Annotated in this window: 9 protein-coding genes and 1 tRNA gene; 7 read left to right on the forward strand and 3 right to left on the reverse strand. The window is 68.8% G+C overall.

The features are described from left to right. Positions 1-15 precede the first annotated feature (15 nt). Together OG579_RS00295 and OG579_RS00300 are read right to left on the reverse strand one after the other, a co-directional pair. On the reverse strand, positions 16-2,046 hold the full coding sequence (locus OG579_RS00295; RefSeq protein WP_328857685.1) for an NADPH-dependent 2,4-dienoyl-CoA reductase: 2,031 nt from the start codon (positions 2,044-2,046) through the stop codon (positions 16-18). Further along, positions 2,043-2,651, reverse strand: a complete 609-nt coding sequence (locus tag OG579_RS00300) for a PadR family transcriptional regulator (RefSeq protein WP_328857686.1) — start codon at positions 2,649-2,651, stop codon at positions 2,043-2,045. The genes OG579_RS00295 and OG579_RS00300 overlap by 4 nt, the downstream gene beginning before the upstream one ends. Before the next feature lie 80 nt (positions 2,652-2,731). Here OG579_RS00300 and OG579_RS00305 point away from each other — a divergent pair, with 80 nt between their 5' ends. Together OG579_RS00305 and OG579_RS00310 are read left to right on the forward strand one after the other, a co-directional pair. Then, entirely contained in the window at positions 2,732-3,271 is a 540-nt protein-coding gene (locus OG579_RS00305) for a DinB family protein (protein ID WP_328857687.1), read from the forward strand. A 50-nt stretch (positions 3,272-3,321) separates the two neighbouring features. Continuing rightward, positions 3,322-3,912, forward strand: a complete 591-nt coding sequence (locus OG579_RS00310; RefSeq protein WP_328857688.1) for a DUF1707 SHOCT-like domain-containing protein — start codon at positions 3,322-3,324, stop codon at positions 3,910-3,912. 2 nt (positions 3,913-3,914) lie between these two features. Here OG579_RS00310 and OG579_RS00315 read toward each other — a convergent pair. Further along, positions 3,915-3,988, reverse strand: a tRNA-Arg gene (locus tag OG579_RS00315). A gap of 84 nt (positions 3,989-4,072) precedes the next feature. On the opposite strand from OG579_RS00315, the gene OG579_RS00320 reads away from it, so the two are divergent. The 5 genes from OG579_RS00320 to OG579_RS00340 all read left to right on the forward strand — a co-directional run bounded on the left by OG579_RS00320 (position 4,073) and on the right by OG579_RS00340 (position 13,936). Further along, positions 4,073-6,142 carry a cytochrome c oxidase assembly protein gene (locus tag OG579_RS00320; RefSeq protein WP_328857689.1) on the forward strand — a complete coding sequence of 690 codons (2,070 nt, stop codon included), beginning with the start codon at positions 4,073-4,075 and terminating at the stop codon, positions 6,140-6,142. Between the two features lie 159 nt (positions 6,143-6,301). Beyond that, on the forward strand, positions 6,302-7,975 hold the full coding sequence (gene ettA, locus OG579_RS00325) for an energy-dependent translational throttle protein EttA (RefSeq protein ID WP_045822349.1): 1,674 nt from the start codon (positions 6,302-6,304) through the stop codon (positions 7,973-7,975). 10 nt (positions 7,976-7,985) lie between these two features. Continuing rightward, entirely contained in the window at positions 7,986-12,701 is a 4,716-nt protein-coding gene (locus tag OG579_RS00330; protein ID WP_328857690.1) for an NAD-glutamate dehydrogenase, read from the forward strand. Positions 12,702-12,714: 13 nt separating this feature from the next. Next, entirely contained in the window at positions 12,715-13,206 is a 492-nt protein-coding gene (locus tag OG579_RS00335) for an acyl-CoA thioesterase (protein ID WP_045822376.1), read from the forward strand. Positions 13,207-13,252: 46 nt separating this feature from the next. Continuing rightward, positions 13,253-13,936: a hypothetical protein gene (locus tag OG579_RS00340; RefSeq protein ID WP_328859100.1), complete on the forward strand. Its 684-nt coding sequence runs from the start codon at positions 13,253-13,255 to the stop codon at positions 13,934-13,936. Positions 13,937-13,938: the final 2 nt, after the last annotated feature.

Raw genomic sequence — 13,938 nt, forward strand, 5'->3', positions numbered from 1 at the left:
GGTATCGGTGCAGCCCTAGAGCGAGGCGGCCAGCTCGGTGCCCTGACGGATGGCCCGTTTGGCGTCGAGCTCGGCGGCCACGTCGGCACCGCCGATCACATGCGTGGCCACACCGGCCTCGGTGAGGGGGTCGAGAAGATCGCGGACCGACTCCTGACCCGCGCAGACCACCACGGTGTCGACCGCGAGGACCCGGGGGGCGGTGTCGGCGTCGGGGAAGCTGATGTGCAGCCCGTCGTCGTCGATGCGGTCGTAGCGTGCACCGGAGATCTGCTCGACGCCCTTCATCTTCACCGACGCGCGGTGCACCCAGCCGGTGGTGAGGCCGAGTCCCTTGCCCTGTCCGCCGCTCTTGCGCTGCACCATGTAGACCGTCCGCACCGGCGGGATCGGACGCGGCCTGGTGACGAACCCCGGGGTGGTGAGATCGTCGGTCACGCCCCATTCCTGCTCCCACTCCTTGAGGTCGAGGGTGGGGGAGTCGTCGACGGTGAGGAACTCGGTGACGTCGAAGCCGATGCCGCCGGCACCGATCACCGCCACGGTCGTGCCGATCTCGCGGTGGCCCAGCACGGCGTCGGCGTAGGTGACCACCGACGGGTGATCGATGCCGGGGATGTCCGGGATCCGCGGCACCACGCCGGTCGCGACGACCACCTCGTCGAAGCGCTCGGCGATCAGCTCGTCGGCGGTCGCCTTCGTGGACAGGTGCACCGTGACCCCGAGGACCTCGAGGCGGCGCGTGTAGTACCGGATGGTCTCGGCGAACTCCTCCTTGCCGGGGATGCGCGCGGCGATCGCGAACTGACCGCCGATCGCGCCACCGGCCTCGTAGAGGTCGACCCGGTGGCCGCGCTCGGCCGCCGACACCGCCGCGGCCAGACCGGCCGGTCCGGCGCCGATGACCGCGACCCGCTTCGTGTGACGGGTCGGCGACAACGTCAGCAACGTCTCGCGACCGGCGCGAGGGTTGAGCAGGCACGACACCTTCTTCCCGACGAAGGCGTGATCGAGGCAGGCCTGGTTGCAGCCGATGCAGGTGTTGATCTCGTCGGCGCGGCCGTCGCGGGCCTTGTTGGCGAACTCGGGGTCGGCGAGCATCGGACGCGCCATGGAGATGGCGTCGACCCTCCCGCGCCGCAGGATCTCCTCGGCGACCTCGGGGGTGTTGATGCGGTTCGAGGCGATCAGCGGGATCGACACCTCGTCACGCAGCCGCTCGGTGAACCGCACGAACGCCGCCCGCGGCACGGAGGTGGCGATGGTGGGGACCTTCGCCTCGTGCCAACCGATGTCGGTGTTGATCGCGCTCACGCCGTGAGCCTCGAGCGCCCGGGCCAGACCGGCGATCTCGTCCCAGGTCTGTCCACCCTCGACGAGGTCGGCGATGGACTGTCGCATGATGATCGGGAAGTCCGGACCGACCCGCGACCGGATCTCGTCGATGATCGCGAGCACGATGCGCTGGCGGTTCTCGGTGGAGCCGCCCCACTTGTCGGTGCGGGAGTTGGTGCGCGGGCACAGGAACGTGTTGAGCAGGTAGCCTTCACCGCCCATGATCTCCACCGCGTCGTACCCGCCCTCGCGCGCGAGCACCGCACACCGCCCGTAGGAGCGGATGACGTGCCGGATCATGAAGTCGGTCATCTTGATCGGCTTGAACGGGTGGACCGGTGACTTCTCCCATCCGACACTGAGTTTGAACGGGGTGTAGCCGTAGCGCCCGGCGTGCAGGATCTGCATGGCGATCCGCCCGCCCTCGGCGTGCACGGCGCCGGTGATGCGGCGGTGACGACGTGCCTCGAGACGGTTGGTCAGCTTCCCGCCGAAGGGGAGGAGCAGGCCGGTACGGGTGGGCGCGAACCCGCCGGTGATGATGAGCGAGACACCACCGCGCGCCCGTTCGGCGTAGTAGGCGGCGAGTCGCCTGGTGTCCCAGGCGCGTTCCTCGAGGCCGGTGTGCATGGAGCCCATGACGATGCGGTTGCGCAACGTCATCGGACCGATCGTCAACGGCTCGAACAGGTTCGGGAAGTACTCGTTCATCGTGCGACCTCTACTTCGTCGGGGCGGACTTCTCGGTGGGTGGCTGAGGCGATGTTCTGGTGATGCGCGCGTTCGGCGGTGAGTGCGTCGAGGACCTCGTCGAGCCATTCGACGAAACCGCGTTCGGTGCGGATCCCACCGCGCAGCACGAGGTGCTGGTGGAGTCGCCGGCCGTGCCGTTCGCCGCCGGACGCGGCGTCGCGTTCGGCGAACGACTCGTAGAGCCGGAGGTTCTCGGCGTGCGTGTCGCGGTGTCGGGCGATCTCGGCCATGAGGTCGTCGAGGTCGCCGTGCTCGGCCGCGCGCAACTTCACGCTGAGTTCGTCGCGCAGGCGGGGGATGGGTGCGGGGTGTGACACCCAGTCGCGCAGCGCATCTCGACCGGCCTGCGAGAGCGTGTACACCTTCTTGTCCGGGCGGGAATCCTGGGCGACCGCCTCGAACTCCACCAGCCCGTCGTCGTGCAACTTCTTGAGCGTCCGATAGATCTGCTGGTGAGTGGCCGACCAGAAGTAGCCGATGGACCGCTCGAACTGACGGCCGATCTCGTAGCCCGTACCGGGTCGCTCGGCGAGCGACACGAGGATCGCGTGCTCCAGTGCCATGACCGCACAGTAATACGCACTGACGCACTGTGCAACAAAGTGCATACGGGTCGTTCGCACACCGGCCCTAAGCTGCCCTCATGACCGACGCAGATGGGTCCGACCGGGTCGAACCGGAGTTCGCCGCCGACGAGGTGTCGACGCTGCGGGGGTTCCTCGCCTATCAGCGGGCCACGTTCGCGTGGAAATGCGAGGGCCTCGACGCCCGTGCGCTGGCGACGACGGTCGCGGCCTCGTCAATGACCCTCGGCGGGATGCTCAAACATCTCGCCTTCGTCGAGACCCAATGGGTGACACATCGACTCGCCGGCCGAGCGATGCCGCAGCCGTGGGCGTCGGTGGACTGGGCGGCCGATCCCGACTGGGACTGGACCTCGGCCGCGCGCGACACCCCTGATCGGTTGTGGTCGCTGTGGCGGGGTTCCGTCGGCGACTCCGATGCCGCGATCGACGCGGCCCTGGTCGCTGTTGGCATGGACGGCCTCACGTCGATCGCGCGCGGTGACGGTGCCCGCTTCTCGCTGCGCTGGGTGGTGGTCCACCTGATCGAGGAGTACGCACGCCACAACGGCCACGCCGACCTCATCCGCGAGGCGATCGACGGCCGCGTCGGGGAATGACGACCTTTCGGCGGACGCCGGAGATGTCGGTTTCCATTAGCCTGGCGCCCATGGTCGGACAGCCCGACGACGCGATACGCGTCGGCAACCCCGAGCGCGAGCGCGCCATCACGCACCTCAACGACGCCTTCGCCACCGGCTACATCGACATCGCCGAGTTCGAGGAGAGGTCGGGCCGCGTCTACGAGTCGAAGACGCGCGGCGACCTCCGGTCGGTCCTCGAGAACCTCCCGGTGGCGGCGTCGCTGTTCCCCGACACCCCCGCCGCCGCGGAGACCGGCGTGCCGGTGGCGCCGCCACGACCGGTGGTGTTCGACGCCAACTGGGAGACGGTGCGCCGCAAAGGGACCTGGGACGCGCCGTCGAACATCCTGGTCACCGGGACGATGGGGACGGTCGACCTCGATTTCACCAACGCGGTGATCCCGACGGCCACGGTGACGCTGCAGTTGCAGGTCTCGGCCATGACGGTGAAGCTGCGCGTGGGTTCCGATCAGGAGATCCGCTCTACAGGTCTCACGACGAGCGGGATGTCGGGCGTGAAGGACAAGGCCGGTGCACCGACGCGACCGGGTGGTGCGGTGATCGACGTGATCGGGTCCATCTCGGCGATGACGGGGCTCACGATCAAACGTTCCTGATGTGCCCCCGGCAGGACTCGAACCTGCGACCTAGAGATTAGAAGGCTCTTGCTCTATCCACCTGAGCTACGGAGGCGCGCGGCAAGTGTACCGGGGCCACGCGGCCGGAGCCGGGATCGACCGGGCAGACGGCGATCGGCGCGCGGATAGACTCGGCGCCATGAGCGTGACCACCCCTGACTCCCTCGATCTGCGCCGCAGCGGCGCCGGTGCCCTGGCGTGGGTGGTCGCATGGGTGGCCGTGATCGTCGCGGTCATCGTGACCGCCGTGTCGGCCGCCGAGGCGGTCGCCCTCGCCGGCATCCCCGATCCGGGATGGCTCACCACGTACGGCATGCCCGTGGTGCAGGGAACCGGTGAGATCGCCATCGCGATCGCCATCGGCTCGGCGCTGTTCGCGGCGTTCTTCGTGCCGCCGCAGTCCGACGGCGTCCTCGACGTCGGCGGCTATCGCGCGATCCGGTGGGCCGCGGCGGGTGCGATGACGTGGGCGGTGACGTCGCTGCTGATGATCCCGCTGTCGCTGTCCAACGTCTCGGGCCAACCCCTGGCCACGTCGCTGGAGCCCCAGAACCTGATGAACGCCCTCGACCAGGTCGCCGACGCGCGGTCGTGGTTGTGGACGGCGATCTTCGCCCTCGTCACCGCGGTCGCGGCCCGGGTCGCCCTGCGATGGTGGTGGACCCTCGTCGCGCTCGGGATGGGTGTGCTGAGCCTGATGCCGCTCGCCATCAGTGGTCACTCCTCGGCCGGCGGCGACCACGACTACGCCACGAACAGCCTGATCCTGCACATCGTCGGGGCCACGGTCTGGCTCGGCGGTCTCTTCGCGGTACTGGTGTACGCCCGCGGTCTCGGCGCGCACACCGCGCTCGCCGTCCGCCGGTTCTCGCGGGTGGCGTTGTGGTGCATCATCGTCGTCGGCGCGAGCGGCGTGATCAACGCCCTCATCCGGGTCCACCTCGACGAGCTGTTCACCACCACCTACGGCCGCGTCGTCCTGCTCAAGGCCGTGGCGCTGATCGTCCTCGGCGCGTTCGGCGCACTCCATCGCAGACGGTCGATCGCCGCACTCGACGCCGATCCCGGCGACCGCGGTGCCTTCATCCGGTTCGGCATCGCCGAGGTCGTCGTGTTCGCGGTGACCTTCGGACTCGCCGTCGGGCTGGCCCGTACCCCGCCGCCGGCGCGCAACACCTCGGAGCTGTCGATCCAACAGGTCGAACTGGGCTACAACCTGCCCGGCGCCCCGACGCTGTCGTCGCTGCTCACGACGTGGCGGGTCGATCTGCTCCTGGGTACGGCGGCCGTCGCGCTGTGCGTGGTCTACCTGCGAGGGGTGATCAGGCTCCGGCGTCGCGGCGACGACTGGCCGATCGGACGCACCATCAGCTGGGTCATCGGGACCGTGTTGCTGCTGTTCACGACGTCGTCGGGTCTGGGCGCCTACTCGATGGGCATGTTCAGCATCCACATGATCGCGCACATGCTGATGTCGATGCTGATCCCCGTGCTGCTGGTGCTCGGCGGACCGATCACCCTCGCGCTGCGGGCCCTGAGCCCGGCGGGCCGGGGAGCGCCGCCCGGGCCCCGGGAATGGCTGCTCGCCGGCCTCCACAGTCCGGTGTCGCGTTTCCTCACCCACCCGGTGGTCGCGTTCGTACTGTTCGTCGGCAGCTTCTACGTCCTCTACCTGGGCGGTCTGTTCGACATGGTCGCGACCTATCACGCGGCGCACATCGTCATGAACATCCACTTCCTGGTGAGCGGCTACCTCTTCTACTGGGTGGTGATCGGCATCGACCCGTCCCCGCGGCAGGTCCAGCCGTTGATCAAGGTCGCGATGGTGTTCGCGGCGTTACCGTTCCACGCGTTCTTCGGGGTGATCCTGATGTCGCAGGACTCGGTGATCGCGCGCAGCTACTACAGCGCACTGCGCCTGCCCTGGAACACCGATCTGCTCTCCGACCAGCGCGTCGGCGGCGGTATCGCCTGGGCGGCCGGAGAGGTTCCCCTGGTCATCGTGCTGCTGGCCCTGTTCATCCAGTGGACTCGACAGGACCAGCGCATGGCCAAGCGCTTCGACCGTCGCGAGGACCGCGACAACGACTCCGAACTCGCCCAGTACAACGCCATGTTGGCGGGGCTGTCGGGACAGAGGGCCTCCGATCGTCCGGCCGACGACGAGGCGACGGCGAGCCGGTCGACCACGTCGGCCGAGGGGAGCTAGACCGCACCGCCACGACCGCTAAGGTTGTGATCGACTCCGACGGGTACCCCGGCGCGGGCCGACGTGTGCGCAGTGCGGTGTGAGACCGACGCCCGGCCACGACGTGCCCCGAGCACAACGAAGCCGCACCTATTCGACGCGGCGTGGAAGGTGGCAGACATGGCCGAGTTCATCTACACGATGAAGAAGGTACGTAAAGCACACGGCGACAAGGTGATCCTCGACGACGTCACCATGTCGTTCTACCCCGGCGCGAAGATCGGCGTCGTGGGCCCCAACGGCGCGGGCAAGTCGTCGATCCTCAAGATCATGGCCGGCATCGATCAGCCCTCCAACGGTGAGGCGTTCCTCGACCCGAACGCCTCGGTCGGCATCCTCATGCAGGAACCCGTCCTCAACGAGTCCAAGACCGTCCGCCAGAACGTCGAGGAGGGCATGGGCAAGGTCAAGGAGGATCTCGACCGTTACAACGAGATCGCCGAGCTCATGGCCACCGACTACTCCGACGAGCTCATGGAGGAGATGGGCCAGCTGCAGGAGGCACTCGACCACGCCGACGCCTGGGACCTCGACTCCCAGCTCGAGCAGGCGATGGACGCGCTGCGCTGCCCGCCCGCCGACGAGCCCGTCACCCACCTGTCCGGCGGTGAGAAGCGGCGCGTCGCGCTGTGCAAGTTGCTGCTGTCCAAGCCCGACCTGCTGCTGCTCGACGAGCCCACCAACCACCTCGACGCCGAGAGCGTGCTCTGGCTCGAGCAGTTCCTCGCGAGCTACGCCGGTGCCGTCCTCGCCGTCACCCACGACCGGTACTTCCTCGACCACGTCGCGGGATGGATCTGCGAGGTCGACCGCGGCAAGCTGCACCCCTACGAGGGCAACTACTCGACCTACCTGGAGAAGAAGGCCGAGCGCCTCGAGGTGCAGGGCAAGAAGGATCAGAAGCTGCAGCGTCGCCTCAAGGAGGAACTCGCCTGGGTCCGTTCGGGTTCGAAGGCCCGCCAGACCAAGAACAAGGCGCGCCTGGGCCGGTACGAGGAGATGGCGGCCGAGGCCGACAAGATGCGCAAGCTCGATTTCGAGGAGATCCAGATCCCCACGCCGCCGCGCCTGGGCGACGTGGTGGTGGAGGTCAAGAACCTCGACAAGGGCTTCGACGGCCGCGTCCTGATCAAGGATCTCTCGTTCACGTTGCCGCGCAACGGCATCGTCGGTGTCATCGGTCCCAACGGCGTCGGCAAGACGACGCTGTTCAAGACCATCGTCGGCCTCGAGAGCCCCGACTCGGGCAACGTCAAGGTCGGCGAGACGGTCAAGCTGAGCTACGTCGACCAGAACCGCGCGAACATCGACCCGAAGAAGAACGTCTGGGAGGTCGTCTCCGAGGGGCTCGACTTCATCGAGGTCGGTCAGAACGAGATGCCCTCGCGTGCCTACGTCAGCGCGTTCGGGTTCAAGGGGCCGGACCAGCAGAAGAAGGCCGAGGTGCTCTCCGGTGGTGAGCGCAACCGCCTGAACCTCGCGCTGACGCTCAAAGAGGGCGGGAACCTGATCCTGCTCGACGAGCCCACCAACGACCTCGACGTCGAGACGCTCGGATCGCTGGAGAACGCCCTCGACTCGTTCCCCGGCTGCGCCGTGGTCATCTCGCACGACCGGTGGTTCCTCGACCGGACCTGCACGCACATCCTCGCGTGGGAGGGCAACGTGTCCGAGGGCCAGTGGTTCTGGTTCGAGGGCAACTTCGAGGCCTACGAGGCCAACAAGATCGAGCGCCTCGGCGCCGACGCCGCCCGCCCGCACTCGGTCACCCACCGCAAGCTCACCCGGGACTGAGCGTGCCCCGATGAGCACGGCATCGTCGACGATCACCCCGGCCGCGGTCGCACGCGGCTACCACTCACGACCCGGTGAGCCGCTCGCCGACGACGCCGTGACCGACGGGATGGACCTCGCCCATGTCGCCGATCACCTCGCGCTCGCGCGGGTCCGGCGACCGGGGCAGACCCTCGTCGACGTCGTCGAGTCCGAGGGATCGATCGCCTCGGTGTACGCCGTCGTCGACGACCAGCCGTTGCTCGTCGAGGCCGCGGTTGTCGCCGTCGAACGCGCGGGCCTCGCGGTGCGTCGGGTCGACCACCCGATCCTCGCGGTGGCGCGCGACGCCGACGGCACCCTGATCGCCGTCGATCCCGTCGGTGCGTCCGATGCCGGGAGCGCGGTCGTGCACGAGTCGTGGATCGGGCTGCAGGTGTCGGCGACCCACGCGGGTGTCGACCCGGCCGCGGTCCGCGAGCGGCTCACCGAGGTCCTCGACCGCATCGTCGCCGTCCACGCCGATGCGCGTGCGATCGGCGACACCCTCGCGGCACTGGGTGGCGCGGTCCGCGACGCCGGGACGGTTGCACAGGCCGATCTCCTCACGTGGCTGTCCGACGACCACTTCCTGATCCTGGGATCGCTGCAGGCGAAGGTCGGTGACACCGAGTGGTCCGACCCGCGTGGGGTGTTCACCCAGTCGTCGGTGCCGCGCCCCCCGGACCCCGGCCGTCTACCGACCACCGAGGTCTCGATCGGCCGGATCCACCTGCCGACAGGTGTCATCCGCACCGAGTACCCGACCGCCATCCGCGTCGTGGAACCCGGCGACGATCGACGGGTCCACCTCGTCATCGGCATCTTCACCTCCGCGGCCCTGCACACCGATGTGCTCGCGGTCCCGGTCCTGCGTGATGTGGCGGGAGTGGTCCTCGAGCAGGCGGGCGTCGGCGGCGACTCCTACGCCGGAGCGACGCTGCTCGAGCTGCTGCAGAACCAGTCGCGCGCGGAACTGTTCGGCTCCGACCCGGGCGAGCTGGGCCGCACCCTCATCGACGTCCTCGACGCCATCGCCAGCCGAGAGGTCCGCGTCTACCTGCGCGTCGACGCCGACGCCGAGATCGTCACCGCACGGATCTATCTGCCCCGCGACCGCTACACCACACGCCTGCGAGAGCAGATGCAGACACTGCTCGTGGAGCGTCTCGGGGGCCGATCGCTCGAGTACACCGCGCGGATCAGTGATTCGCCGTTGGCGTTCGTCCACGTCATCATGCGGGTGGATCCGTCGACGTGCGCGATGCTTGCCGGGGCCGACGCCGCAGACCCGCGCCGCGCAGAGATCCAGGCCGAGATCACCGCGGCCGCACGCAGCTGGGACGACGACCTGCGGGCCATCGCCGGCGGGGCCATCGACGCCGACCTCGTGGGTGCCTACGCCGCGGCGATTCCCCAGGCCTACAAGAACGAGCGCGATCCGCAGGCGGCGCTGTCGGACGTGACGGTGTTGGCCGGTCTCGCCGACGGCGACCACCACGTGCGTTTGCGCGCCCACACCGGCGGCTCCGATGACCGATGGACCTTCGGGCTGTACCTCTGTGGCCGCTCCGCCTCGTTGACCGCCATCCTCCCGATGCTGCAGAGCCTCGGCGTCGAGGTCCTCGACGAGCATCCGTTCGCCGTCACCCGGCCGGACGGGATCGGTTGCTGGATCTACGAGTTCACCATCGTGCCCGCGGTCGGCGTCGACGTGGCGCCGGATTCCATCGACGACCTCACCGAACGGTTCACGTCGGCGTTCAGTCAGTTGTGGACCGGTGTCGCCGATGTCGACCCGTTCAACGAGCTGGTCATCCGATGCGGGTTGGGGTGGCGCGAGGTCGTCATGCTGCGCGCATACTCGCGATACCTCCGGCAGTGTGGATTCTCCTCCGGCGCACGGCATGTGACGGCGGTGCTCGGTGATCACCCGGCCATCACCGCCGCCCTCGTCGAACTCTTCGAGTCGTCGTTCGATCCCGAGCGTGTCGATCCGGAGATCACCGACAGCGACGCGCGGGTGCACGCGATCACACGGCTCGACGAGCTGGCCGCCGACGTCCTCAGCCTCGACGCCGACCGGATCATCTCCGCGTTCTCGTCGGTGGTGAAGGCGACCTCGCGGACCAACTTCTACTCGCCGGACGCCGGTGCGGCGTTGGCGTTCAAGCTGCGTCCGCAGGAGATACCGCAGACCCCGCAGCCGCGTCCGCTGCACGAGATCTTCGTCTACTCACCGCGGGTCGAGGGCGTCCACCTGCGGTTCGGATCGGTCGCACGCGGCGGTCTGCGATGGTCGGACCGCCGAGAGGACTTCCGCACCGAGATCCTCGGTCTCGTGAAGGCCCAGGCCGTCAAGAACGCCGTCATCGTGCCCGTCGGGGCCAAAGGTGGTTTCGTGGTGCGGCAGCCGCCGACACCCACCGGCGACCCGGCCGCCGACCGCGACGCGACCCGTGCCGCCGGCGTCGCGTGCTACCGCGAGTTCATCGCCGCGCTGCTCGATCTCACCGACAACCTCGACGTCGGTGACGGATCCACCACCGCCACGGTGGTTCCCGCGCAGGGCGTCGTGCGGCGCGACGGCGACGACACCTACCTCGTGGTCGCCGCCGACAAGGGGACGGCGACGTTCTCCGACATCGCGAATTCGGTTGCCGCCGACTACGGCTTCTGGCTCGGCGACGCCTTCGCCTCCGGTGGCTCGGTGGGCTACGACCACAAGGCGATGGGTATCACCGCACGCGGTGCGTGGGAGTCGGTGAAGCGTCACTTCCGCGAGATCGGCACCGACGTCGCGGTCGACGACTTCACGGCCGTCGGTGTCGGCGACATGAGCGGCGACGTGTTCGGTAACGGCATGCTGCTGTCGGAACACATCCGCCTCGTCGCCGCATTCGATCACCGGCACATCTTCATCGACCCCGATCCCGACACGGCGACCTCGTTCGTCGAGCGTCGTCGACTCTTCGACCTCCCGCGGTCGTCCTGGGCCGACTACGACACCTCGCTCATCTCCGCCGGGGGTGGCGTCTGGTCGAGGGAGTCCAAGACCATCCCCATCGACCCCTCGACGCGTGCCGCACTCGGCCTCAAGGCCGGTGTCGAACACCTCTCGCCGCCGGAACTCATGCGCGCGATCCTGCTGGCGCCGGTCGACCTGTTGTGGAACGGCGGCATCGGCACCTACGTGAAGTCCTCGGCCGAGAGCAACGCCGACGTGGGCGACAAGGCCAACGACGCGATCCGCGTCGACGGGAAGTCGGTGCGGGCGAAGGTGATCGGCGAGGGCGGCAACCTCGGTGTCACCGAGCACGGCCGCATCGAGTTCGACATGGCCGGCGGTCGGATCAACACCGACGCGATGGACAACTCGGCCGGGGTCGACTGCTCCGATCACGAGGTCAACATCAAGATCCTGCTCGACTCACAGGTCGCCGCCGGCGCACTCGCGCCCGACGACCGCAACCGGCTGCTCGAATCGATGACGGACGAGGTCGGCCGGCTCGTGCTGTGGGACAACATCTCCCAGAACTCCGAACTGGGCACCGCGCGTGCGTGGGCGGATCAGACACGCGACGTGCACGCCCGTCTGCTGGGACATCTCGCCGCCGACCACGGTGTCGATCTCGCCCTCGAAGCGCTGCCGCATCCCGAGGACCTCGTCGCCCGTGAGGGACGCCGTACGGGGCTGACCTCACCCGAGCTGGCCACGCTCATGGCGCACGTGAAACTCGCTCTCAAAGACGATCTGCTCGCCGGGGACCTCCCCGACAACGACGTGTTCGACGACCGGCTCGTCGACTACTTCCCGGAGCCGCTGCGCGGCCCGTACGGCGCCGGCATCGCCGCGCACCCGCTGCGGCGGCAGATCGTGACCACGACCCTGGTCAACGATCTCGTCGACACCGCAGGCGTGGAGCACGTGTTCGCGCTGGGGGAGAGCGCCGGCGCCTCGCCGACCGATGTCGCCCGCGCGTTCGTCGTGGTGTCGGAGACTTTCGGGCTGTCACGGTTGCGGGGACGCATCGTCGCCTCCGAGGGCGAGATCGTCGCCGTCGACGAGATGCTCGTCTACCTGCGCCGCCTGCTGTTCCGGGCGTCGCGGTGGTTGGTCGCCACCCGGCCACAACCGCTGGCCATCGCCGCGGAGATCGCCCGGTACTCCGGACGCGTCGCCGACCTCGACGCACGGCTGCCCGACTGGCTCGGCGAGACCACACGCGCCGAGATCGCCGACCGGGCCCGGGGTTGGACGCAGGCTGGTGTCCCGGCCGACATCGCGCAGGACGTGGCGGCGAGCCTGCACCGCTTCTGCCTGCTCGACATCGTCGACGCCGCCGAGATCGCCGACCGCGACGTCGACGAGGTGGGCGAGCTCTACGGGACGCTGCTGGAGTACCTGCACGTGGAGCAACTGCTCAGTGCGGTCTCCGCGCTCGACAGCGGCGACCGGTGGCAGTCACTCGCGCGGCTGGCGCTGCGCGACGACCTGTTCGCGGTGGTGCGTGCGGTCACCCTCGAGGTGCTCTCCGTCGGGGAACCCGAGGAGACCCCGCAGGAGAAGATCGCGGAATGGGAGCTGCACAACGCCTCGCGGCTGGCACGTGCGCGGGCGACCCTCGAGGAGATCGAGGCGTCCGGACACTGGGATCTCGCCACCCTCTCGGTCGCGGCCCGGCAACTGCGTAGCGTGATCCGCTGACATGGACATCGAGATGCATCGCGACGAGTCGCTCGGGGGCGACGACGGCCGACGGGTCGACGCCGGCTTCCTGGTGACCGTGCCCGTCCGCTGGTCGGACATGGACGTCTTCGCCCACATCAACCATGCACGGATGGTGACGCTCCTGGAGGAGGCGCGGATCCCGTGGTTGTTCTACGACGAGCGACCCACCGCCGGCCTGCGCACCGGTTGCCTCGTGGCGGACCTGAACGTCCGCTACCAGGGCCAGTTGCGACACGAACAATCGCCGATCGAGGTCACCATGTTCACCACGAGGGTGCGGGCCGTCGACTTCACGGTCGGCTACGAGGTGCGTCCGGCACACGCCGACCCGCAGTCCAAGCCCGCGGTCGTCGCCTCGACCCAGCTGGTGTCGTTCGACGTCGACACGCAGATGCCGCGGCGGATGACCACCGAGGAGAAGGACTACCTGCGCAGTTTCCTGCGCGCCGACGGCCGCCGTGCGGCGCGTCCCGCGCGATGATGGCGACCCGATCGCGAGGTCCGGCGTGATCGTCGTGGACGAGCTGATGGACCGGTATGACCTGTACGCGTTCGTCTCTCGGGCGCACCGCCTCGATCCGGCCTCGGCGATCCGTCTGCGCCGTCGCGGCGACGGTGGTGTCGGGGTGTGGGTCCACACCCCCTTCGACGTGTTGGCGACCCGCGTGGTGCGGGTCGCGATCGACGCACCCGACGTCGTCCACGACAGCGCCGTGCTCCACGGCGCCCTGCGTGTCCCGTCGGACGACTCGACCGCTCGGGAGATCGATGCCGGGTTCTCCGTCGACAGCGCCTGGCAATCGGGAGCCCTGCCACCCGAACACGGGTTCGTACACGTCGACGACGTGCCCGCACGGACCATCGTCGGACTATCGCGGGAGGGTGCCGAGGTCGCCCGCACCCAGGGCGGTCCGCAGGGACCGCCTGCCTCGCTGCTCGACCAGAGCGTTCTGGAGGTGACCCCGGACGCGTCGTCGGAGTGGACCGGCACGGCGGTGGCGGTGACGATGCGGGCGGTGTTCGCCATCACCGCAATGGGTTTCGTCACCGACGCCGACGGACGAATGGTCACCGAGACGTCACCGATCTCCGCGATCGACGCCGACGAACCGGTGCGTGTACGCACGACCGGTGCCTGGGCACGCATCGACGCGCGGTTCGGTTCGGTCTACTTCCGGCGTACGGTCCCGATTGCGCTGACCGCGACCTGAGC

Source organism: Williamsia herbipolensis, assembly GCF_036153515.1.
GTDB classification, from domain to species: Bacteria; Actinomycetota; Actinomycetes; order Mycobacteriales; family Mycobacteriaceae; genus Williamsia_A; species Williamsia_A herbipolensis.

What these genes read in the sequence shown, in the direction of transcription:
- OG579_RS00295 (WP_328857685.1), bottom strand. Translation starts at nt 2,046, where the DNA reads ATGAACGAGTACTTCCCGAACCTGTTCGAGCCGTTGACGATCGGTCCG.
- OG579_RS00300 (WP_328857686.1), bottom strand. Translation starts at nt 2,651, where the DNA reads ATGGCACTGGAGCACGCGATCCTCGTGTCGCTCGCCGAGCGACCCGGT.
- OG579_RS00305 (WP_328857687.1), top strand. Translation starts at nt 2,732, where the DNA reads ATGACCGACGCAGATGGGTCCGACCGGGTCGAACCGGAGTTCGCCGCC.
- OG579_RS00310 (WP_328857688.1), top strand. Translation starts at nt 3,322, where the DNA reads ATGGTCGGACAGCCCGACGACGCGATACGCGTCGGCAACCCCGAGCGC.
- OG579_RS00320 (WP_328857689.1), top strand. Translation starts at nt 4,073, where the DNA reads ATGAGCGTGACCACCCCTGACTCCCTCGATCTGCGCCGCAGCGGCGCC.
- ettA (WP_045822349.1), top strand. Translation starts at nt 6,302, where the DNA reads ATGGCCGAGTTCATCTACACGATGAAGAAGGTACGTAAAGCACACGGC.
- OG579_RS00330 (WP_328857690.1), top strand. Translation starts at nt 7,986, where the DNA reads ATGAGCACGGCATCGTCGACGATCACCCCGGCCGCGGTCGCACGCGGC.
- OG579_RS00335 (WP_045822376.1), top strand. Translation starts at nt 12,715, where the DNA reads ATGCATCGCGACGAGTCGCTCGGGGGCGACGACGGCCGACGGGTCGAC.
- OG579_RS00340 (WP_328859100.1), top strand. Translation starts at nt 13,253, where the DNA reads ATGGACCGGTATGACCTGTACGCGTTCGTCTCTCGGGCGCACCGCCTC.